Source organism: Bradyrhizobium sp. USDA 223 (assembly GCF_044909005.1).
GTDB lineage: Bacteria > Pseudomonadota > Alphaproteobacteria > Rhizobiales > Xanthobacteraceae > Bradyrhizobium > Bradyrhizobium yuanmingense.
Genome location: NZ_JBIYDR010000001.1, coordinates 7,678,950 through 7,699,675, shown reverse-complemented (window position 1 = coordinate 7,699,675; position 20,726 = coordinate 7,678,950). Strand labels below are relative to the sequence as shown.

Genomic DNA, 20,726 nt, shown 5'->3' with positions numbered 1-20,726 from the left:
CGCGGAGAACTGACCTTGCGTCTGATCAGGTGCCTCGCGCCCATCGCGCTGGGCCTCATGATTCTTGTCGCCGCGTATCCCGCGCGCGCGCTCGACGCCGTCAGCGTCCGTAGCGACGCGCCCGCGATCGACCTCACCGGCGTGCTCGAGCATCAGCGCAGCGATGCCGATCGTATCCAGGTCTCCACCGCACCCGGCACCGATGGCATCGTCCGCCGCATCGAGGTGCGCGCCCGCGAGGGCGGACAGAACTGGGTGGTGTTCGCGCTCGCCAACAACACCGACGACCAGCTCGACCGCCTGATCGTCGCTCCGCATTACCGCATCGTCTCCTCGGGATTGCTGTGGCCCGACCTCGGCCTGTCACGCATCGCGACCATCACGCCCTCGATCGGCGACCGCCCGGAACGGCAGGAAAGCGCCACCGCGGACGTGTTCCGCATCACGCTCGACCCCGGCGCCGTCGTCACCTTCGTTGCGGAGCTGCGCACCGACAAGCTGCCGCAGCTCTATCTGTGGGAGCCGGAAGCCTACAAGGACAAGGTCAACTCCTTCACGCTGTACCAGGGCATCGTGATCGGCATCTCCGGGTTGCTCGCGCTGGTGCTGACCATCCTGTTCGTGGTGAAGGGCAGCATCATGTTCCCGGCCGCGGCGGCGCTGGCCTGGGCGGTGCTGGTCTATATCGGCGTCGATTTCGGCTTCTGGGGCAAGGTGCTCGACATGTCGAACAACGCCGAGCGCATCTGGCGCGCGGCGGGCGAGGCGATCCTGGCGGCGACACTCCTGGTGTTCCTGTTCGCCTATCTCAATCTCAGCCGCTGGCACGTGCGCTATTCGCACATCACGGTCGGGTGGCTCGCGTTCCTCGGCTCGCTGGTCGCGCTCGCGCTGTTCGACCCGGCGGTGGCCTCCGGCATCGCACGCATCTCGCTGGTGCTGATCGCCTTCGCCGGCTTCGCGCTGATCGTCTATCTCTCCACCCACGGCTTCGACCGCGCCGTGCTCTTGATCCCGACCTGGTTCCTCCTGGTGGTCTGGGTGGTCGCGGCCGGCATGACGGTGGCGGGCTCGGTCACCAACGACATCGTCGGCCCTGCCCTGCTCGGCGGCCTCGTGCTGATCGTGATGCTGATCGGCTTCACGGTGATGCAGCACGCCTTTGCCGGCGGCGGTGCCAGCACGGGCGTCGTCTCCGACATCGAGCGGCGCGCTTTGGCGCTGGCCGGCTCCGGCGACCTGATCTGGGACTGGGACGTCTCCGCCGACAAGGTGTTCACCAGTCCCGAGACCGAAGCCCTGCTCGGGCTGAAGCGCGGCACGCTGGAAGGCCCGGCGGCGTCCTGGCTAGAGGTGCTGCATCCGCTCGACCAGGACCGTTTCCGCGCCGCGCTCGACAGCGTGCTCGACCAGCGCCGCGGCCGCCTGGTGCAGGATTTCCGTCTGCGCACGCCGGACGGTCATTTCATGTGGTTCGCGCTCAAGGCGCGCCCGGTGGTCGGCTCGGACGGCGAGGTCTCGCGCGTGGTGGGCACGCTGACCGACGTCACCGAGTTGCGCAACGCCGAGGAGCGCCTGCTGCACGATTCCGTGCATGACAATCTCACCGGCCTGCCCAACCGAAAACTGTTCATGGACCGGCTGGGCGCGGTCGCGCATTTCGCCAAGACCATGCCGACGCTGCGGCCGACGCTGATGGTGATCGACCTCGACCGCTTCAAGCAGGTCAACGATTCCGTCGGGATCGCGGTCGGAGATTCCATCCTGCTCACGCTGGCGCGCCGCCTCACCCGCATCCTGAAGCCGCAGGACACGCTGGCGCGGATGGCCGGCGACCAGTTCGGCCTGATCCTGCTGTCGGAGCAGGACCCGGCCCGCATCACCGCTTTCGCCGAGACCATCCGCAAGACCATCCGCGCGCCGATCGCCTTCAACGACCGCGAGATCTTCCTCACGGCGTCGATCGGCCTCGCGCTGTCCGATCCGCAAACCCAGCTCACGGACGAGATCATCAAGGACGCCGAGCTGGCGATGTATCACTCCAAGCGGATCGGCGGCGACCGCATCGACGTCTACAAGCCGGCGATGCGGGCGCGCAAGACCGACCGCCTGACCTTGGAGAGCGAATTGCGCCGCGCCATCGAGCGCCAGGAGATCACGATCCTGTACCAGCCGATCGTGCGGCTGGAGGATCGCTCCATCGCCGGCTTCGAGGCCCTGGCGCGCTGGGACCACCCGAAGCTCGGACGCATGGCGCCCTCGGAGTTCATCACCATCGCCGAAGAGACCGGGTTGATCGTCGACCTCGGCATGTTCGTGCTCGACCAGACCGCCAAGCAGCTTTCGGTGTGGCAGCGGGCGATGCGCTCGCGCGAGCCGATCTTCGCTTCCGTCAACGTCTCCTCGCGGCAGCTGCTGCGCCACGATTTGATCCACGATGTCCGTACCGTGCTGTCGCGCTCCTCGGTGGCGCGCGGCACGCTCAAGCTCGAGCTGACGGAATCGCTGGTGATGGAGAATCCGGAGCACGCGGCCCAGATGCTGACCCGGATCCGCGAGCTCGGCACCGGGCTGTCGCTCGACGATTTCGGCACCGGCCACTCCTCGCTGGCCTATCTGCAGCGCTTCCCGTTCGACACCATCAAGATCGACCAGTCGTTCGTGCGCACCACCAGCCGCGGCACCCGCCCCGTGATCCTGAAGTCGATCATCGCGCTCGCCCACGATCTCGGCATGGACGTCGTCGCCGAAGGCGCCGAGACCGATTCGGACGCCGTCGAGCTCTACCAGATGGGCTGCGAATACGCGCAAGGTTTTGCCTTCGGCGAGCCGATGGACGCGGACGCGGCGATGCGGCTGCTCACGGAAGTGCGGCTGGAAGCGGCGAGCTAGGCTCTCTTACCCTCTCTTGGAGGGCAGGGCGATCGCATATAGGCGAACTCGCCTGTGGCCATCCTTCGAGACGCCCGCCGTTGGCGGGCCCTCAGGATGAGGGCGGAGTTCGCGGCAACAGTTTCAACGAGCACTGACGGTAGATTAGCCTCATCCTGAGGAGGCGCGTAAGCGCCGTCTCGAAGGACGAGGCGTGCGCACCGGCGCCGCGACAAGTCATATGCGATCGCCCTGCCCTGGAGGGGGAGAGTGGACGGCGTGCCCTACGATACTATCGCCGCCGCTCGCCCTTCTGCTTCCTGAACCGTACGCTCTGGCCGTCCGGCATGCGCGTTGCCACGAAGCCGGCGGCGAGGCAGGCTTCGCGTTGCGGCATCTGGATGTCGGGGCTGCGCAGGCTGTCCCACCATGAGGCGCGCTGGGCCGCGCGCGGCAGCGCCGCGCCGATGATCTCCTCGATCTGCTCGAAGCTCAGCACGAGCTCCTCCTGCTTCTGCCGCAGCAGATAATCGCGCAACGCGTCGTAGTCGTTCACACTCGTCCTCTCGTCAGGGGCGATGTCAGGTTGCTCAAAACCGTCAGCCGCATAAACCGATTCTTAACTCATTGCGGCAGCGCCGTCGCGGCTTAAACACTACGCAAGCTTTCGGGCGCATCCACTATGGACAGGAGCGAACAATGTTCTCTGGATGGCGCGACGTTGCGGCCCGCCGGCCGTTGCGGATTTCGGCGAAGCTGCTGATCATCTCGTCCGTGGTGACGGTGATCGGCTTTTCCGCCATTTGCGTCAACGTCATGCTCGACATGCGCCGCGGCGAGGAGGCACTCGCCCGCCAGACGCTGGAGAACCTCGCGACCACGATCGAGTCCGACGTCAGCCGCAACGTCGAGATCTACGATTTGTCGCTGAAGGCGGTCGCCAGCAACATGCTGCTGCCCGAGCTGGCGACGGTCTCAAAGACGATCCGTCACCTGATCCTGTTCGACCACGCGACCACCGCCAAGCATTTCGGCGCCATCCAGGTGTTCGACGCCGAGGGCCGGCTGACCATCGATGCCTCCACGCTCGATCCCCTGCCCGAGGACCGCAGTGAGGAGGATTATTTCAGGGTTCACCGGGACAGTCCCGGCGCAGGCCTGTTCATCAGCCGTCCCATGCTGTTTCGCGGCGCCTACTCGATCGTGCTGAGCCGGCGCATCAGTGACGCTGACGGCGGCTTCATGGGCGTCGTCGCCGGCTCGATCCGCTTCAGCTATTTCCACGAGCTGTTCGATCGGCTCACCCTCGACCCTGAGGACACCATCACCGTGCTCAAGCGCGACCGCACCATCATCATGCGGCGACCGTTCGATCTCGACATCATCGGCACGAACCTGAACGACCGTCAGAACTGGAAGGCCGACAATCTCAGGGTCGGCGCCGCCTATTCGGGACAGGGCCCGGTCGATGCGACGCCGCGGCTCTATGTCCGCAGCAAGAACAATGGTCCGCTGTTCGTGGTCGCCGGCAAGCCTTTGGCCGCGGTGTTCGCACTCTGGCAAAGGGAGGCGCTCCGCATCGGCACCGTGGTGCTGGCGCTCATCCTGTTCGTGCTGGGATCGACCCTCGTGCTCGCGCGCGAGATCGGCCGGCGCGCCGAGGCCGAGCGCAAGCTCGAGGAGTTGGCGACGACCGACGCGCTCACGGGCCTGAAAAACCGCCGCAAGTTCGATTCCGTCATCGACGTCGAATGGCGACGCGCCATGCGCCAGAAGGCGCCGATCGCGCTGCTCATGATCGATACCGATCACTTCAAGGCCTACAACGACACGTTCGGCCATCAGGCCGGCGATCAGGTGCTGGTCGGCATCGCCATCTGCATTTCCGATTCGGTGAGCCGCGCCGGCGATTGCGCGGCGCGCTATGGCGGCGAGGAATTCGCCGTGCTGCTGCCGAACACCTCCTCCGCCGAGGCCTTCAAGGTGGCGGAGACGATCCGCCGCAAGGTGCAGGGCTGGTCCGACGAGCAAGCGACGTCGACGGTGTCCTGCGGCATCGCCAGCCTGGTCCCGGATGCCGGCATGGATTGGCCGATGCTGGTTGCCGCCGCCGACAAGGCGCTCTACGCCGCCAAGGCCGGCGGGCGCAACCAGTCGGTGGTGGCGAGCCTGCCGCAGCTGTCGCTGGTGGCGTGAGGCGGTCTCTCCCCGTCGTCATTGCGAGGAGCTCTTGCGACGAAACAATCCAGACTTCCTCAGCGGAAGGATTCTGGATTGCTTCGCTTCGCTCGCAATGACGAGCGGCCCGCTACTGCCCCAGATACTTCTTCATCTCCGCGACCAGGCCGTCGCGCAATTCCGGGCGCTTCAAGCCATAGGCGATGTTGGCGCGCAGGAAGCCGGGCTTGGAGCCGCAATCATGGCGCTCGCCTTCGAATTCGACGCCGTAGAATTTCTGCGTCTTGGCAAGCCCGATCATGGCGTCGGTGAGCTGGATCTCGCCGCCGGCGCCGCGCTCCTGGGTCTCCAGGATCTTGAAGATCTCGGGCTGCAGGATGTAGCGGCCGGTGATCGAAAGGTTGGAGGGCGCGGTGCCCTTGGCCGGCTTCTCGACCATGCCATCGACCTCGAACATCTTGCCGTTGCGCTTGCCGACGCCGCAGATGCCGTATTGATGGGTCAGGTGATCGGGCACCGCCTCGACCGCGATCAGGTTGGATTTCTCGCCGAGCGAGGACGCCATCTCGATCATCTGCTTCAGGCAGCCGGGCGTGTTGAGCACGAGTTCGTCCGGCAGCACGACGGCGAACGGCTCGTTGCCGACGATGTCGCGCGCGCACCAGACCGCGTGGCCGAGGCCGAGCGGCGCCTGCTGGCGGGTGAAGCTGACCGCGCCGGCTTCGGGCTGGTTCTGCGCCAGGATGTCCTGCTCCGCTTTCTTGCCGCGCGCGGCAAGCGTCGCGTCGAGCTCGAACATCCGGTCGAAATGATCCTCGATGACAGCCTTGTTGCGGCCGGTGACGAAGACGAAGTGCTCGATGCCGGCTTCCTTCGCCTCGTCATAGACGTATTGGATCAGCGGCTTGTCGACGATGGTCAGCATTTCCTTCGGCATCGCCTTGGTGGCAGGCAGAACGCGGGTGCCGAGGCCGGCGACGGGGAATACGGCTTTGCGAATCTTCATGGGATCGATCGAATACCTTGGGGGCACATGGGACGGGAGCAATGGCATCCTTGCTAGCCTGTTTGCAGCCGCCAACAAAGGCGGATGTGGGGCCTCGCCCCGACGGAGTTAAGAAAAAGGCCGCCACCAAAATTTCACCTTTGTTAAGCTATTGGCAACGCTAACCAGGCCTCCTGTGGCGGGTTTTTAGGCCGACGGGTGGAATATGATGCGATCAATGGCAGGACTGGCGAGACGGGCTGGCGGAGCAATCGTTGCGGCCGCTTTGCTGCTGCCGGCTGGCGCGCACGCCCAGGCGCAGAACGGCCTGTCCAACCTGTTCGGCGGCATCTTCTCGGGATCGAACCCGGCACCGGCGCAACCCACACCTGGCCCGAGCGGCGCGCCGACGGGTCCATTGCCGTGGAGCGGCGAGGATGGCGCCTCCGGCCATCCCTTGATGACGGCCGCCGCGATCCGCGAGGCTGCCGGCAATTTCGACAATTGCGTCGCTGCGATGTGGCCCGATGCCGCACGACGCGGCGTTACGCAGGAGAACTTTCAGCGCTTCACCGCCGGACTCTCGCCCGACCTGCGCATCATGGACCTCATGGATTCGCAGCCGGAATTCACCAAGTCGATCTGGGCCTATCTCGACATCCTGGTGAACGACAACCGCCTCGCCAAGGGCCGCGAGGTCCTCGCCAAATACAAGACGCAGTTCGACGCCACCGAAAAGGCCACCGGTGTCGACCGCTACATCATCGCCTCGATCTGGGGCATCGAGTCCAATTACTCGACGCAGATCGGCGATCGCAGCGTGCTGCAATCGACCGCGACGCTCGCCTGCATCGGCCGCCGCCAAGCCTATTTCAAGGACGAATTCCTCTCCGCGCTGGAGATCCTCAACCGCGGCGATTTGCGTCCGGAGCAGCTGCGCGGCTCCTGGGCCGGCGCCTTCGGCCCGACCCAGTTCATGCCGACCGCGTTCAAGCGCTTCGCGGTGGACGGCGACGGCGACGGCCGGCGCGACGTCGTCGACAATCCGACCGACCTGATCGCGTCGACCGCCAACAATCTGAAGAAGGACGGCTGGCAGCCCGGCCAGACCTGGGGCTACGAGGTCGTGGTGCCGCAAGGCTTCAACTACATGCTGGCCGACCGTGCCAAGGCGATGCCGATCGCGCATTGGGAGAAGCTCGGGCTCAAGCGTCCGAACAACCAGGCCTTCCCGCATCCTGCGGACAAGGCTTACCTGCTGGCACCCGCCGGCGCGCAGGGACCGGGCTTTTTGATGCTGCAGAATTACCGCGTCATCATGAAGTACAACCCGGCCGAGGCTTATGCGCTGGCGATCGGCCATTTCGCCGACCGGCTGCGCGGGGGACAGCCTTTCGTGCAGCCTTGGCCGCGGCAAGAGCGCGAGCTGTCCCGTACCGAACGGCTGGAGCTGCAGCAGCTGCTGGCTCAGCGCGGCTACTACAAGGGCACCCCGGACGGCCAATTCGGCGGCCTGACCAGGGAGGCCCTGCGTAATTTCCAGGCCTCGATCGGGGTCCCCGCCGACGGTTTTGCCTCCTCCGACGTGCTGGACCGGCTGCGCGGGCGGTAAAATCGCGCCTGAAGTAATCTTGAAGGGGGATTTTGGCTGATAGCCTTGACCGGGACTGGTGTTCCCCGGTCTATGGACAAGAATCTGAGATGGAATTTGCCCGTTTGGCGCCTGATTCCGTTATTATATTGAGCTAACTTCGATCCCCCATTGCGCGTGCCCGAGATCGCATGTCGAAGAAGTCCCTGTTCAAGGCGCTAACCGAGACCGGCCCGTTGATCGCGCTGGGGACGGCGCTTGCGATCCTGGTGTCGGTGGCGGCACCCGCTTCGGCGCAGTTCTTCAACTTCCCCGGCTTCGGCGGTCCGCCGCAGCGTTCGGCCCCACCACCGCCACCACGGGGCGGCGGAGGTGGCGGCTGGTTCGGCGGCGACTTCTTCTCACCATTCCAGCCACCGCCGCAGGCGCCGCGCCAGGATTTTTCGCGCGCGCCGGCACCGGCCAAGCGCGACACGATTCCCGAGAAGAACGTGCTGGTGATCGGCGATGCCATGGCCGACTGGCTCGCCTATGGCCTAGAAGACGCCTACGCCGAGCAGCCCGACATGGGCGTGATCCGCAAGCACAAGACCACGTCCGGCCTGATCAGGTATCAGCCCAAGGGCGAGCCCGCGGACTGGGCCGCGGCGGCCAAGGGCATTCTCGAGACAGAGAAGCCGGACGTGATCGTCGTCATGCTCGGCCTCAACGACCGCGTCGCGATCCGCGAGCCGGCCGCCGACAAACCCGACAAGCAGGCCGCGGAAAAGGACAAGGACAAGAAGAACGACAAGGGTGCGCGCGCCAAGCCGCCTGGCAAGCCGGGCGACGCCAAACCCGGCGACAGCGCCGCCAAGCCGGACGACAAGCCTGCCGATGCCGACCTGCCGCAGGACGACGCCGACAATTCCGACACGCCGGCGGCCGCCCCGGAAAAGACCGCGCGCAATCCGAACGGCCTCTACGAATTCCGTGACGAGCGCTGGGTCGAGCTCTACGGCAAGAAGATCGAGGAGCTCGCGGCCGTCCTCAAAACCAAGGGCGTGCCGGTGCTCTGGGTCGGCCTGCCCGCGGTCCGCGGACCGAAGGGCACCGCGGACACGCTGTTCCTGGATTCGCTGTACCGTGAAGGCGCGGCCAAGGCCGGCATCACCTATGTCGACGTCTGGGACGGCTTCGTCGACGAAGCCGGCCGCTTCCTGCAGAAGGGCCCGGACTTCGAAGGCCAGATCCGCCAGCTGCGCAGCTCCGACGGCATCTATTTCACCAAGGCCGGCGCGCGCAAGCTCGCGCATTATGTCGAGCGCGAGATCACGCGCCTGCTTGCCGGACGCTCCGGCCCGATCGCGCTGCCGAGCGAGCCCGCGACGCCCGACACCAGCGCCGAGCCGGGCAAGCCTGCGCCGCGGCCGCTGGCCGGGCCGATCGTGCCGCTGGTTGCAGCCTCGATCTCGACCGATCAATTGCTGGGCGGACCGGGCACGCGTCCCGCCGCCGTCGATGCGCTCGCCGCCAAGACGATGGTGAAGGGTGAGCCGCTGGCAGCTCCTGCCGGCCGCGCCGACGATTATGCCTGGCCGCGCCGGGAAGTCGGCCGCGAGCAGGCCAAGGGCGATACGCCGATGGCGGCAACGACGCCGGACGGCGGGGCGGCTCAGGGCGCACCGGGCGCGGCCGCTGCAATCGCGCCGCCAAAGCTCGCGCCGAAGAAGCCGCAGGTCGCCCCGCAACTGCCGGCCCAGGCAACGCCCACATTCCGTGATTTCTTCGGCTTCGGCTCGCCGCAGCCCCCGCCGCCGCGCCAAATGGCGCCGCCGCCCGGGCCGCGCAATCCGAATCCCAATCCTGGGATCCCGCGTCCGCCGGCTAACGTCGGCCGTTCCGCCGAGGTGTTCCGGTAAGGTAAGATCTCGTGTCCCGGACGCGACGCAGCACCTTCTGGTGATGCGGCGCAGAGCCGAGACCCAATTCGTGCGGCATTCAGAAAAGATGGCCCCGGCTCAGCGATGCAGCGTCTCACGCAGCATCGCTGAGCCGGGGCACGCGTGACAGGCGTTCGGCAACTAGCCCTAATAGCGCCAGCGTGACGGCGGGCGGCGGGCGGGACGCGACATCAGCAGCGCCAGCGCGAAGCCGATGCCGCCGGCAACCAGCAGCGCGCCGAGCGGATTGTCCTGCACCTTCTGCGCAATGGCCTTCGAGCCGTCGCGGAAAGTCTCACCACTGTTCTCGTAGGCGTCCTTGGCATAGCCCGCGGCGGTGTCCGTGGCGTCGCGCACGGCATCCTTGGCCTGGCCGTAGAGATTCTGCACCGTGCCCGCGGCTTCCCGCGCCTTGCCCGACGCCTGCGTCTTGGCATCGCCTGCCATGTCTCCGATCGCGCCTTCCGCGCGTCCGGCATATTCCTTCGCCGATCCAACAATCCGATCCGTGTCCATGATGATCCTCCTCGGTGGTCAGCCGAAGTAACCGATCAGACGCAGCGCGGTTCCTTAGGCTCTCCTATAGAATCAGGCCACCATCGACGACCAGCGTCTGGCCGATGATGTAGGACGACAGCGGCGAGGCCAGGAACAGCGCCGCGCCCGCCATGTCGGCCGGCGTGCCCAATCGCCGCAGCGGGATGCGCGCGAGCGCGCCTTCGAGCCGCTTCGGATTGTCGGTCGTCACCTTCGTCATCTTGGTGTCGACGAGCCCTGGCGCGATGCCGTTGACGCGGATGCCGTCCTCGGCCCAGGCCTCGCCCAGCGTGCGCGTCAATCCGACCGCACCGGTCTTCGAGGCGTTGTAGGCCGGATTGCCCATGGTGGAATGATAGGCCGCGGTCGAGGACACGATGATCAGCGCGCCCTTCGCGTCCCGCAACATGGAATGAAAGCGCGTCGCGCAGGCCATCAGGCTCATCAGATTGACCTCGACGACCTTGCGGAAACCCGCCATCTCGAATTCGCCGCGGCGGTAGATCACCGCGCCCTGCGCGAGCACCAGGATGTCGAGACGGTCGAACGGCGGCCTGAATGCTTCGATGGCATTGGGATTGCTGACGTCGAGCTGCGCGTAAGCAAGACCTTCGAGATCGGAGCCTTCGTCGGCTGAATATTCCGTTGCGCGAGCACGCGTGCCGCAGACGGCAACAGCTGCGCCCTTGGCGCGAAAGGCCTGCGCGATGCCGTTGCCGATGCCGCTGGAACCGCCGACCACCAGCACCTGCTTGCCTGAGAAATCGAGCTCGTTTGCCATTGTCGGCCTCCCCTTTTGTTTTCTGCTTGTTTGACCTGTCTGCGGATCGATGCCAGCCTTGTCAATCACAATAAGAACCAGCTCGGCGCGAGGGAACAGCATGTCCGACGTCAGGGAGCTCAGCCGGTCCGTGAAGGGGCTCACCGTACTCGTCACTGGCGCAGCCAGCGGCATGGGGCGCGCCACTGCGCGTGTGTTCGGAAACGAAGGTGCGAACGTCGCCGTCACGGATTTCGACGAGCAAGGCGCGCAGGACGTCGCCAGGGAGATTGCGGCAAGCGGTGGCGCGGCAAGGGCGTGGAAGCTCGACGTCGCCGACGGCGGCGAGATCAAGCGCGTGGTCGGCGACGTCGCCGCGCATTTCGGCGGCCTCGACATCGTCGTCAACAATGCCGGCATCTCCGTGCGCGTCGCGATCGACGATGAGGGCTTTGAGGACGCCTGGGCGAAGGGCATCGCCGTGATGCTGACGGCGCACCCACGCATCATCCGCGCCGCGCTGCCCTACTTACGCAAGTCGAAGAGCCCGCGCATCGTCAACATCGCCTCGACCGAGGCGCTCGGCGCCACCGCATTGCACAGCCCGTATTCGGCCGCGAAGGGCGGCGTCGTGAGCCTCACCCGCTCGCTGGCGGTGGAGCTCGGCCGTGAGGGCATCACCGTCAACTGCATCTGCCCCGGACCGATCCGCACGGGAATCACCGACCGCATCCCGGAGGAGCACAAGACCATCTACGCCAAGCGCCGCACCGCACTCGGCCGTTATGGCGACCCTGAAGAGGTCGCGCATATGACGCTGAGCCTGTGCCTGCCGGCGGCGTCCTTCCTCACCGGCGCGGTGATCCCGGTCGATGGCGGGCTGATGGCGCGGAACGCGTGAGAGGCATGCGCGCGGCGCGTTGACATCGCCGGATGCGGGAGTCATTTTTTCCACAAACAGAGCGGGGAAACCGCTCGTAGATGCGGGAGGAACGCAATGACCATCGCCATCCGGCAGCTTCAGAAACATTTCGTCGGCGAGGTGTCCGGCCTCGACTTGCGCAAGGCGCTCACGCCGGATCAGGCGCGCGAGATCGAGGCTGCCATGGACAAATACGCGGTGCTCGTCTTCCACGATCAGGACATCACCGACGAGCAGCAGATGGCGTTCGCGCTGAATTTCGGCCAGCGGGAGGAGGTGCGCGGCGGCAACATCACCAAGGCGGACGAGTACCGCCTCACCTCGGGTCTGAACGACGTCTCCAATCTCGGCAAGGACGGCAAGCCGCTGCCCAAGGACAGCCGTGCCAATCTGTTCAACCTCGGCAATTGCCTGTGGCACTCGGACAGCTCGTTCCGGCCTATCCCCGCAAAGTTCTCGCTGCTGTCGGCGCGGGTGGTGAACCCGAAGGGCGGCAACACCGAGTTCGCCGACATGCGCGCGGCCTATGACGCGCTCGACGATGAGACCAAGGCGGAGATCGAGGATCTCGTCTGCGAGCATTCGCTGATGTATTCGCGGGGATCGCTCGGCTTCACCGAATACACCGACGAAGAGAAGGAGATGTTCAAGCCGGTGCTGCAACGGCTGGTGCGCACGCACCCCGTGCACCGCCGCAAGTCGCTGTATCTGTCATCGCATGCCGGCAAGGTCGTCGGCATGAGCGTGCCCGAGGGGCGGCTGCTGCTGCGCGATCTGAACGAGCACGCCACGCAACCCGAGTTCGTCTACGTGCACAAATGGAAGCTGCATGACCTCGTGATGTGGGACAACCGCCAGACCATGCACCGCGTCCGCCGCTACGACCAGTCCCAGCCCCGCGACATGCGCCGCGCGACGGTGGCGGGGACGGAGCCGACGGTGCAGCAGCAGGCCGCGGAGTAGGCGCCGCACAGCTCCGCTCAGCAAATGGTGTCATCGCCCGGCTTGACCGGGCGATCCAGTATTCCGTGATGGTCGTGATCGAAACGATAGGCTGCGGCGTACTGGATGCCCCGGTCAAGCCGGGGCATGACAGCGGAGAGGATGTACGACATCGGAAGGATGCCACACCCCCTACGCGTGCCCGGCCTCGTTCGAGAGCATGCCGGGGTCGATGCCGATCTTCTGCAAAGCACGGTTGTACTTGTCGTCGACGTCGTCGCCGAAAATCAGATCCGCGTCCGCGTCGCAATGCAGCCAGCCGTTGCTCTGGATCTCCGTCTCGAGCTGGCCCGGCGCCCAGCCGGCATAGCCGAGCGCGAGGATGGCGTGCTTGGGGCCGGAGCCGTTGGCGATGGCGCGCAGAATGTCGACCGTCGCGGTCAGGCAGACGCCGTCATCGATCCGCAGCGTGGCGTTCTCGATGTAGAAGTCGCTGGAATGCAGTACGAAGCCGCGCCCGGTGTCGACCGGCCCGCCCCGCAGCACCTTCATGCTTTCGGCGTTCTCCGGCAGCTTGATGTGCTCGCCCTTCTTGATGATGCCGAGCTGCTGCAAGAGCTCGGGGAAGTCGATGCTGCCGGCGGGATGGTTCACGATGATGCCCATCGCCCCCTCCGCCGAATGGGCGCAGAGATAGATCACCGAGCGCTCGAAGCGGGAATCGCCCATCACGGGCATTGCGATCAGGAGCCGGCCGTCGAGATAGCCGCCGGAACTGGGCAGCGCGGCGCCCGAGCTGCGGGTGCTTTCGCCCGTCCTCTTGCCTGTGGGAGCCATCGCTCGAGCACTCCGGTTTCAATTCCTATCCTGATGTCGGGCCGGGCGGCTGTCAAATCAAGGCTTGCGGCGACTTGATTCGAGTGCATCCATCACAAGCAATTCAATGGTTTGGCCCTGGGCGACCCTGTAAAGACGTGCCATGTCCAGCATTGTTCCCCTGCGTGCGGCGATTGGCGTCGCGACAACCCTGCTCGCGTCGTCGTTGGCCATCGCCGCCCGTGCCGATGACGCATCGCCTTGGCAGCGCGATGGACATTCCGCGGTGCGGCTCCTGGCGGGATCGCGCAGCGGAGCGGTTTTGCTCGGCGGTATCGCCTTCCAGCTGCAGCCCGGCTGGAAGACCTACTGGCGGTCGCCCGGCGATTCCGGCGTTCCACCCCGGTTCGACTTCTCCAAGTCCGACAATGTCGAGGCGGTGACGGTGATGTGGCCGGCCCCGCTGAAGTTCGACGACGGCGCGGGCGGCCATTCGATCGGCTATCGCGACCAGGTCGTGCTGCCCCTGCGCATCGTCGCCAAGGCCGCGGACAAGCCGGTGACCTTGCGCGCGGAGATCAACTACGCGGTGTGCGAGAAGCTCTGCATTCCCGTGGAGGCCAGCGCCGAGCTCGGCTTCAACAGCGTCGCCTCGACCGAGGACGCGAACCTGCGAGCCGCGCTCGACACCGTGCCGAAGCCCGCCAATATCGGCGATCCCAATCCGCTCACCATTCGTGACGTCAAGCGTGACGGGCCCAAGAACGTGGTGGTCGACGTGGTGGCGCCGGACAGAAGCAACGTCAATCTGTTCGTGGAAGGCCCGACACCCGATTGGGCGCTGCCGATTCCGGCGCCGGTGCAGCACGGCGCGCCGGGAGTCGTGCGCTTCTCGTTCGAGCTCGACGGATTGCCGCCGGGCGCCAAGCCCGAGGGCGCCGCGCTGAAGTTCACGCTGGTCGGGCCGGAGAAGGCGTACGAGTTCAACACGAATTTGAACTAGCGTCCGCCCAACCGAATCTTAACGAATGGTTGCTAATCCCTCGCCTGCCGCCGCAGGTCGCTGGGGATTGTTCGAATTGGCCGTGATGGATGCACCACCCGCAACGACCCGACCGGCCGGGCTGGTCGCGCGGCTGCGCGCCAAGCTCGCGGGCGGATCGAGCGAGGCGTCGCTGACCCGGCGGCTCGCCGGCACCATCTTCATCATTCGCGTCATCAGCGCCGGCCTCGCTTATGTCTCGCAGGTGTTGCTCGCGCGCTGGATGGGCACGTCCGATTACGGCATCTACGTCTATGTCTGGACCTGGGTGCTGCTGCTCGGCAGCATGATGGATTTCGGCATCTCGGCCTCCGCGCAAAAAATCATTCCGGAGTACCGCGCCAGCGGCGCGCACGCCCTGCTGCGCGGCTTCCTGTCCGGCAGCCGCTGGCTGACCTTTGCCGTGTCCACGCTGGTGTCGCTCGGCCTTGCCGGCATCGTCAAATTGCTGTCGCCCTGGATCGATCCGGCCGAGGTGCTGCCGCTTTATATCGGCTGCATGACGCTGCCCGCTTTCGTCGTCGCGAACACCCAGGACGGCATCGCGCGCTCGCACGACTGGATGCAACTCGGCCTGATGCCGCAATTCATCATCCGTCAGGCGCTGATCATCGGCATCACGGCGCTCGCCTTCCTGCTCGGCTATCACCTCGGCGCGGTCGCCGCGATGGTGGCAAGCCTTTGCGCGGTATGGATCGCAATGGCCGGGCAGATGGTGGTGCTGAACCGCAAGCTCGCCGATCACATCACACCGGGACCGAAGGCCTATGACGTCAAGGGCTGGCTCGCCGTCTCGCTACCGATCCTGCTGGTCGAGAGCTTCTACCTGCTCCTGTCCTACACCGACGTGCTGGTGCTGCAGCAATTCCGTCCCTCGGACGAGGTCGGCGTCTATTTCGCCGTGGTGAAGACGCTGGCGCTGGTCTCGTTCATCCACTACGCGATGTCAGCCACGACGGCACACCGCTTCGCCGAATACAATGCCAGCGGCGACAAGGCGCGCCTGTCGGCCTACGTCGCGCATGCCATCACCTGGACGTTCTGGCCGTCGCTGGCCGCGACCATCGTGCTGCTCGCGCTCGGCAAGCCGCTGCTCTGGCTGTTCGGACCACAATTCGTGATCGGCTACGACATCATGTTCGTGGCCGCGATCGGCCTCGTCGTGCGCGCCGCGATCGGTCCGGTGGAGCGCCTTCTCAACATGCTTGGCCAGCAGAAGATCTGCGCGCTTGCCTATGCGCTAGCCTTCGTGATGAACCTCGTGCTCTGCATCGCGCTGGTCCCGCGCTACGGCGGCCATGGCGCGGCGGCCGCGACCTCGATCTCCCTCACCTTCGAGACGGTGCTGCTGTTCTGGATCGTGCGGCAGCGGCTCGGGCTGCACGTGCTGGCGTTCGGTAAATAGGCGACGATCGAAAAGGCCGCGCTACTCTCACTGTCATCGCCCGGCTTGACCGGGCGATCCAGTACTTCGAGGCGGCTGTGATTAACCGAGAGGCCGCGGTGTACTGGATGCCCCGCCTTCGCGGGGCATGACCGAGAGTTGTCAGGTCGGCACGAATTACTCCGCGGTCCAGCCGCCGTCGATCGAGAGGTTGGTGCCGGTGATCTGGGCGGCGTCGTCGCTGCACAGGAACAGGGCGAGCGCGGCGACCTGCTCGGAGGTGACGAACTCCTTGGTCGGCTGCGCATCGAGCAGCACGTCGTTGATGACCTGCTCGCGCGTCAGATTGCGCGCCTTCATCGTGTCGGGGATCTGCTTCTCGACCAGCGGGGTCCAGACGTAGCCGGGGCTGATGCAGTTGCAGGTGATCTTGTGGGTCGCGACTTCCAGCGCCACGGTCTTGGTGAGGCCGGCGATGCCGTGCTTGGCCGAGACGTAGGCCGACTTGAATGGCGAGGCCACCAGCGAGTGCGCCGACGCCGTGTTGATGATGCGGCCCCAGCCCTTCTTCTTCATGCCGGGCACCGCGGCGCGGATGGCGTGGAAGGCCGAGGACAGATTGATCGCGATGATCTGGTCCCATTTCTCCGGCGGGAATTCCTCGATCGGCGAGACGAACTGGATGCCGGCATTGTTGACGAGGATGTCGACCGAGCCGAACGTCTTCTCGCCGAGCGCGATCATGCCGGCGACCTCGGCGGGCTTGGTCATGTCGGCGGGCGAGTAGACCGCCTTGACGCCGAAATCGGATTCGATCTTGGCGCGCTCCTTTTCGATGTCCTCCGGCGAGCCGAAACCGTTGATGACGACGTTGGCACCGGCGCCGGCGAAAGCGCGCGCGTAAGCGAGCCCGATGCCGCTGGTCGATCCGGTCACGACGGCGTTCTTGCCTGACAGAGTACCCATTCTATTCGCTCCTTTTTGCCGGGGGCGCGGTGACGTCCCCCGTGAGATCGTAGGTCACCATGGTCTCGCCGGACTGCGGCCGCTCCAGCCAGTCCCTGTGGCGCATCGACAGATGCACGTCGCGCACGCCGGCTTCCCAATGCTCGACCATGGCAATGTGCGAGAAATCGTAATCCTTGGACGAGGATTCGTAGTTCTTGCTGCGATAGATCAGGTGCACCACGGTGACGGTGCTTTCGCGCGACACTTTCGCCAGGAATTCGACGGAAGGATCATTCTTGAGATAGTCCGGCAATTTGCCGATCAGATCGCGCACGGCCCTGCGGGCGTTGTGCAGCTGCTTGTTCTTGTCGGTGTTCATCCGCGTGCGGCTGGAATAGCGGATGTCCTTCTCGCGCTCGGCCGCCTCCAGCAGCGAGTTCGGCAGGTCGCCCCGCGCGGAAAACAAATCGACCTGAAAGATCAGCATGTCGCGTTCGACCTCGGCATCGAGCACGTAGTCGAGCGGAGTGTTGGAGGCGATGCCGCCGTCCCAATAATGCTCGCCGTCGATGACGACGGAGGGAAAGCCCGGCGGCAGCGCGCCGGAGGCCATGATGTGCTCGGGGCCGATCTTCTTGCCGAGCTTCTTGAACGCGTAATTGTCGAAATATCTGAAATTGCCCGAGGTGACGCCGACCGCGCCGACCGACAGGCGTGTCTTCAGATCGTTGATGCGGTCGAAATCGACGAGACGTTCCAGCGTCTTCTTCAGCGGCGAGGTATCGTAATAGCTTTCGGCCTCGGGATGCCCCGGCGGCCACAGCGGCGCCGGCGGAATGCGTGGCGTGAAGAAGCCGGGCACGCCGAACGTCGCAATCAGCGCGGCACTGGTGGAATTGAACAGCTCGCGGCTGCGGTCGCTCTTGCCGACCGGCTTCCACGGCACCGGGGCCGACACCATTTCCCAGAATTCCTTGAGCCGCTCGACGCGGGTGTGCCCCTCGTTGCCGGCGATGATGGCGGCATTGACCGCGCCGATCGAGATGCCGGCGACCCATTCCGGATCGAAGCCGTAGCCGCACAGCGCCTGGAAGGCGCCCGCTTGGTACGAGCCGAGCGCGCCGCCGCCCTGGAGGACCAGGACGCGTTGCGCATTCGTGGGGATTGTTGCGGTTTCCGGACTGTGATCGCTCATGCGGGAACAATAGCAAAAGGCTGGCCACCGTGGCGACACTCCGCCGCGACGTCAATGCATCCCCGGGATCAAGTCTGGCTTATCGAGGCTCCGTGGAGGCCAGGATCATGGTCCAGAACACCTTGTATTTGGTGCCTGGAGCATAGCTCGCCGCGATGCCTAATTTTGTGACACCGCTCTTGAGCATGTTGGCGCGGTGCGGAGGCGAGTCGCGCCAGCCGGAAAACGCTTCCGCCAGCGTATGATAGCCGGCCGAGATGTTCTCGACCGCCACGGTGGCAGGATAACCGCCAGAGGCCAGACGCTTGGCGAGCGGCGCGCGGACGTCGTGGTCCATCTTGTTGGCCGCCGCCATGGCGCCCGATTGGGATTCGGCGAGCCGAGTCAAATCCGGGTCCACCACGACCGTACCGAGCCCGTTGTTCTGGCGGTATTGCGAGATCATGATCGCAGCTGCCTGGACGTCGAGCTTGGAGCCCGGGACCGCCATGTCGGCATACATCGACGGCTGCTGGACCGGAGCTTCGTTGCCGGCACAGCCGGCAAGCAGCAACATGATGAGAATTGCGGCCGCAGCGCGCATGAATCGGGGCCCCCAAATGAGGGGCTGTTGTTGCATACCAACAATGGCTGAAAGGTGAATTTTGAAGAGAATTTGAGCCGTCATTCCGGGGGCGGAATGACGGCGGGCCTAGCCCGCAAAAATCCGGTAGCGGCGCGGATTGAGGCCGATCGTGTCGCCGGCACGCAGTTCCTTGTCGCGGGGGGCGTCGATCTCGATGGTCTCGCCGCCGGACAGGGCTACTTCCGCCCGCTGCACCGGGCCGAAATTACGGACGTGCTGGACCGCGCCCTCGAAGGCGCCGCTGCCGGGCGGGCCGACCAGCATGTCATGTCGCCGCACGAACAGCTTCGACGCGCCAGGCGCAAGCCCATCGGCCGCGAGATCGAGCTGCCGGTCGCCGAGCCGGATCGCACCATCGCCGATCTGGATCGGCAGCACGATGGATTCGCCGATGAAGCCGTGCACGAACGCCGTCGCCGGATTGTCGTAGACATCGTCGGGCGAGCCGATCTGCTCGATCCGTCCCTTGTCCATCACCACGACGCGGTTGGCGACTTCCAGCGCCTCCTCCTGGTCGTGCGTGACGAAGATCGAGGTGACGTGGATCTCGTGATGCAGCGAGCGCAGCCATTTGCGCAGCTCCTTGCGCACCTTGGCGTCGAGCGCGCCGAAGGGTTCATCGAGCAGCAGAATGCGCGGCTCGATCGCAAGCGCACGGGCGAGCGCGATGCGCTGACGCTGGCCGCCGGAGAGCTGGCTCGGATAGCGGTCGGCGAGCCAGTCGAGCTGCACCAGATCGAGCAGCTCCTTGACGCGCGAGCGGATCGCAGCCTCATCCTTTCGGACCGCGCGCGGCTGCACGCGGAGGCCAAAGGCAACGTTCTCGAACACCGTCATGTGGCGGAACAGCGCATAATGCTGGAACACAAATCCGACGTGGCGCTCGCGGGCTCCTTGCGCCAGCGCGTCCTCACCGTTGAAGGAGACTTCGCCTGAGTCCGGCCAGTCGAGGCCGGCGATGATCCGCAGCAAGGTAGTCTTGCCGGAGCCGGACGGGCCGAGCAGCGCCAGCAGCTCACCGTCATTGACCTTGAGATCGACGCCGTCGAGGGCTGCAAAACTGCCGAATTTCTTGACGAGATTCTTGACTTCAATGGTCACTGGCGTCTTGTCCTTCGTCGAGATGACGTTCGAGAACGGTTTTTGCGATCAGCGTGATCAGCGCCAGCATTGCGAGCAGCGAGGCGATCGCGAAAGCGGCGACGAACTGGTATTCGTTGTAGAGGATCTCGACCAAGAGCGGCATGGTGTTGGTCTCGCCGCGGATGTGGCCGGAGACGACGGAGACCGCACCGAACTCGCCCATCGCGCGCGCGTTGCAGAGCAGGACGCCGTAGAGCACACCCCATTTGATGTTGGGCAGGGTGACGCGGAAGAAGGTCTGCAGGCCGGAGGCGCCGAGCGAGATCGCGGCCTCCTCCTCCTGCGTGCCCTGCTCCTGCATCAGGGGGATCAGCGCGCGCGCCACGAAGGGGAAGGTTACGAAGGTGGTGGCGAGCGCGATGCCGGGGACCGCGAACAGGATCTGGATGTCGTGCTCGCGCAGCCAGCTGCCGAAATAGCCTTGCGCGCCGAACAATAGCACGAAGACGAGGCCCGAGATCACCGGGCTGACCGAGAACGGCAGGTCGATCAGCGTGATCAGGAAGGTCTTGCCCGGAAACTCGAATTTTGCAATCGCCCAGGCGGCGACGAGGCCGAACACCAGATTGAGCCCGACCGAGATCGCCGCGACGATCAATGTCAGCTTGATCGCCGCCATCGCCTCCGGCTCGGCGAGCGCGGCGAAATAGGCGAGGATGCCGCGCGAAAATGCCTGCGCGAACACGACGACCAGCGGCAGCACGACGAAGACGGTGAGAAACAGCAACGCCAGCGTGATGATGACGATGCGGACGGCGCGCGGCTCTGTGCGCAAATTGTTCCGCGCCGCCGCCGCGTGCGCGCGTGCCTGCGAGTCGGAGGCCGAGAGCGACACGGAATCTGCGATCTGCATCGTCATGGTCCG

The 20,726-nt window shown here is 65.5% G+C and carries 18 protein-coding genes; 8 read left to right on the top strand and 10 right to left on the bottom strand.

Annotation, left to right across the window (positions count from 1 at the left end):
* Positions 1–15 precede the first annotated feature (15 nt).
* Positions 16–2,892: an EAL domain-containing protein gene (locus tag ABIA40_RS35840; protein WP_035998272.1), complete on the top strand. Its 2,877-nt coding sequence runs from the start codon at positions 16–18 to the stop codon at positions 2,890–2,892.
* Between the two features lie 271 nt (positions 2,893–3,163).
* Here ABIA40_RS35840 and ABIA40_RS35835 read toward each other — a convergent pair whose 3' ends face one another.
* Positions 3,164–3,427: a hypothetical protein gene (locus ABIA40_RS35835; protein ID WP_035998268.1), complete on the bottom strand. Its 264-nt coding sequence runs from the start codon at positions 3,425–3,427 to the stop codon at positions 3,164–3,166.
* Between the two features lie 143 nt (positions 3,428–3,570).
* Between ABIA40_RS35835 and ABIA40_RS35830 the strand changes: the two genes are divergently transcribed.
* On the top strand, positions 3,571–5,067 hold the full coding sequence (locus ABIA40_RS35830) for a diguanylate cyclase (RefSeq protein WP_404545923.1): 1,497 nt from the start codon (positions 3,571–3,573) through the stop codon (positions 5,065–5,067).
* Between the two features lie 112 nt (positions 5,068–5,179).
* Here ABIA40_RS35830 and ABIA40_RS35825 read toward each other — a convergent pair whose 3' ends face one another.
* Positions 5,180–6,055, bottom strand: a complete 876-nt coding sequence (locus ABIA40_RS35825; protein ID WP_225111690.1) for a UTP--glucose-1-phosphate uridylyltransferase — start codon at positions 6,053–6,055, stop codon at positions 5,180–5,182.
* 208 nt (positions 6,056–6,263) lie between these two features.
* Between ABIA40_RS35825 and ABIA40_RS35820 the strand changes: the two genes are divergently transcribed.
* Both ABIA40_RS35820 and ABIA40_RS35815 read left to right on the top strand, forming a co-directional pair.
* Positions 6,264–7,646: a lytic murein transglycosylase gene (locus ABIA40_RS35820; RefSeq protein WP_271543089.1), complete on the top strand. Its 1,383-nt coding sequence runs from the start codon at positions 6,264–6,266 to the stop codon at positions 7,644–7,646.
* Between the two features lie 170 nt (positions 7,647–7,816).
* Complete coding sequence (locus tag ABIA40_RS35815; RefSeq protein ID WP_404545921.1) at positions 7,817–9,526, top strand: DUF459 domain-containing protein; 1,710 nt, start codon at positions 7,817–7,819, stop codon at positions 9,524–9,526.
* Between the two features lie 168 nt (positions 9,527–9,694).
* On the opposite strand, the gene ABIA40_RS35810 is transcribed toward ABIA40_RS35815, so the two are convergent.
* Together ABIA40_RS35810 and ABIA40_RS35805 are read right to left on the bottom strand one after the other, a co-directional pair.
* Positions 9,695–10,063: a CsbD family protein gene (locus tag ABIA40_RS35810; RefSeq protein ID WP_128264255.1), complete on the bottom strand. Its 369-nt coding sequence runs from the start codon at positions 10,061–10,063 to the stop codon at positions 9,695–9,697.
* Between the two features lie 64 nt (positions 10,064–10,127).
* Positions 10,128–10,865 carry an SDR family NAD(P)-dependent oxidoreductase gene (locus tag ABIA40_RS35805; RefSeq protein ID WP_128264256.1) on the bottom strand — a complete coding sequence of 246 codons (738 nt, stop codon included), beginning with the start codon at positions 10,863–10,865 and terminating at the stop codon, positions 10,128–10,130.
* A gap of 100 nt (positions 10,866–10,965) precedes the next feature.
* Here ABIA40_RS35805 and ABIA40_RS35800 point away from each other — a divergent pair, with 100 nt between their 5' ends.
* Positions 10,966–11,745: an SDR family NAD(P)-dependent oxidoreductase gene (locus tag ABIA40_RS35800; RefSeq protein WP_404545918.1), complete on the top strand. Its 780-nt coding sequence runs from the start codon at positions 10,966–10,968 to the stop codon at positions 11,743–11,745.
* Between the two features lie 96 nt (positions 11,746–11,841).
* Positions 11,842–12,729, top strand: coding sequence for a TauD/TfdA family dioxygenase (locus tag ABIA40_RS35795; RefSeq protein ID WP_271542864.1), 888 nt, complete (start codon positions 11,842–11,844; stop codon positions 12,727–12,729).
* A 171-nt stretch (positions 12,730–12,900) separates the two neighbouring features.
* Here the strand turns inward: ABIA40_RS35795 and ABIA40_RS35790 are convergent, their stop codons facing one another.
* Positions 12,901–13,545 carry a YqgE/AlgH family protein gene (locus tag ABIA40_RS35790; protein WP_036021679.1) on the bottom strand — a complete coding sequence of 215 codons (645 nt, stop codon included), beginning with the start codon at positions 13,543–13,545 and terminating at the stop codon, positions 12,901–12,903.
* Between the two features lie 142 nt (positions 13,546–13,687).
* Between ABIA40_RS35790 and ABIA40_RS35785 the strand changes: the two genes are divergently transcribed.
* Positions 13,688–14,527 carry a protein-disulfide reductase DsbD domain-containing protein gene (locus tag ABIA40_RS35785; RefSeq protein WP_404545915.1) on the top strand — a complete coding sequence of 280 codons (840 nt, stop codon included), beginning with the start codon at positions 13,688–13,690 and terminating at the stop codon, positions 14,525–14,527.
* A gap of 76 nt (positions 14,528–14,603) precedes the next feature.
* Positions 14,604–15,971 carry a flippase gene (locus tag ABIA40_RS35780; protein ID WP_404546445.1) on the top strand — a complete coding sequence of 456 codons (1,368 nt, stop codon included), beginning with the start codon at positions 14,604–14,606 and terminating at the stop codon, positions 15,969–15,971.
* Positions 15,972–16,127: 156 nt separating this feature from the next.
* Here ABIA40_RS35780 and ABIA40_RS35775 read toward each other — a convergent pair whose 3' ends face one another.
* The 5 genes from ABIA40_RS35775 to cysW all read right to left on the bottom strand — a co-directional run bounded on the left by ABIA40_RS35775 (position 16,128) and on the right by cysW (position 20,720).
* Positions 16,128–16,916, bottom strand: coding sequence for a 3-hydroxybutyrate dehydrogenase (locus ABIA40_RS35775; RefSeq protein WP_057028138.1), 789 nt, complete (start codon positions 16,914–16,916; stop codon positions 16,128–16,130).
* Position 16,917: 1 nt separating this feature from the next.
* The gene (locus ABIA40_RS35770) at positions 16,918–18,093 is read right to left on the bottom strand and encodes a DUF3734 domain-containing protein (protein ID WP_404545913.1); all 1,176 of its coding nucleotides are present in this window, start codon (positions 18,091–18,093) and stop codon (positions 16,918–16,920) included.
* A gap of 79 nt (positions 18,094–18,172) precedes the next feature.
* Positions 18,173–18,676, bottom strand: coding sequence for a CAP domain-containing protein (locus ABIA40_RS35765; protein ID WP_035998228.1), 504 nt, complete (start codon positions 18,674–18,676; stop codon positions 18,173–18,175).
* Positions 18,677–18,784: 108 nt separating this feature from the next.
* Entirely contained in the window at positions 18,785–19,819 is a 1,035-nt protein-coding gene (locus ABIA40_RS35760; protein WP_035998225.1) for a sulfate/molybdate ABC transporter ATP-binding protein, read from the bottom strand.
* On the bottom strand, positions 19,809–20,720 hold the full coding sequence (gene cysW / locus ABIA40_RS35755) for a sulfate ABC transporter permease subunit CysW (RefSeq protein WP_036021670.1): 912 nt from the start codon (positions 20,718–20,720) through the stop codon (positions 19,809–19,811). Before cysW ends, ABIA40_RS35760 begins: the two co-directional genes overlap by 11 nt.
* Positions 20,721–20,726: the final 6 nt, after the last annotated feature.

Bases quoted from the DNA above. Each gene is read 5' to 3' on its own strand.
- ABIA40_RS35830 (WP_404545923.1), top strand. From the start codon at position 3,571: ATGTTCTCTGGATGGCGCGACGTTGCGGCCCGCCGGCCGTTGCGGATT.
- ABIA40_RS35825 (WP_225111690.1), bottom strand. From the start codon at position 6,055: ATGAAGATTCGCAAAGCCGTATTCCCCGTCGCCGGCCTCGGCACCCGC.
- ABIA40_RS35820 (WP_271543089.1), top strand. From the start codon at position 6,264: ATGCGATCAATGGCAGGACTGGCGAGACGGGCTGGCGGAGCAATCGTT.
- ABIA40_RS35815 (WP_404545921.1), top strand. From the start codon at position 7,817: ATGTCGAAGAAGTCCCTGTTCAAGGCGCTAACCGAGACCGGCCCGTTG.
- ABIA40_RS35810 (WP_128264255.1), bottom strand. From the start codon at position 10,063: ATGGACACGGATCGGATTGTTGGATCGGCGAAGGAATATGCCGGACGC.
- ABIA40_RS35805 (WP_128264256.1), bottom strand. From the start codon at position 10,865: ATGGCAAACGAGCTCGATTTCTCAGGCAAGCAGGTGCTGGTGGTCGGC.
- ABIA40_RS35800 (WP_404545918.1), top strand. From the start codon at position 10,966: ATGTCCGACGTCAGGGAGCTCAGCCGGTCCGTGAAGGGGCTCACCGTA.
- ABIA40_RS35795 (WP_271542864.1), top strand. From the start codon at position 11,842: ATGACCATCGCCATCCGGCAGCTTCAGAAACATTTCGTCGGCGAGGTG.
- ABIA40_RS35790 (WP_036021679.1), bottom strand. From the start codon at position 13,545: ATGGCTCCCACAGGCAAGAGGACGGGCGAAAGCACCCGCAGCTCGGGC.
- ABIA40_RS35785 (WP_404545915.1), top strand. From the start codon at position 13,688: ATGTCCAGCATTGTTCCCCTGCGTGCGGCGATTGGCGTCGCGACAACC.
- ABIA40_RS35775 (WP_057028138.1), bottom strand. From the start codon at position 16,916: ATGGGTACTCTGTCAGGCAAGAACGCCGTCGTGACCGGATCGACCAGC.
- ABIA40_RS35770 (WP_404545913.1), bottom strand. From the start codon at position 18,093: ATGAGCGATCACAGTCCGGAAACCGCAACAATCCCCACGAATGCGCAA.
- ABIA40_RS35765 (WP_035998228.1), bottom strand. From the start codon at position 18,676: ATGCGCGCTGCGGCCGCAATTCTCATCATGTTGCTGCTTGCCGGCTGT.
- cysW (WP_036021670.1), bottom strand. From the start codon at position 20,720: ATGACGATGCAGATCGCAGATTCCGTGTCGCTCTCGGCCTCCGACTCG.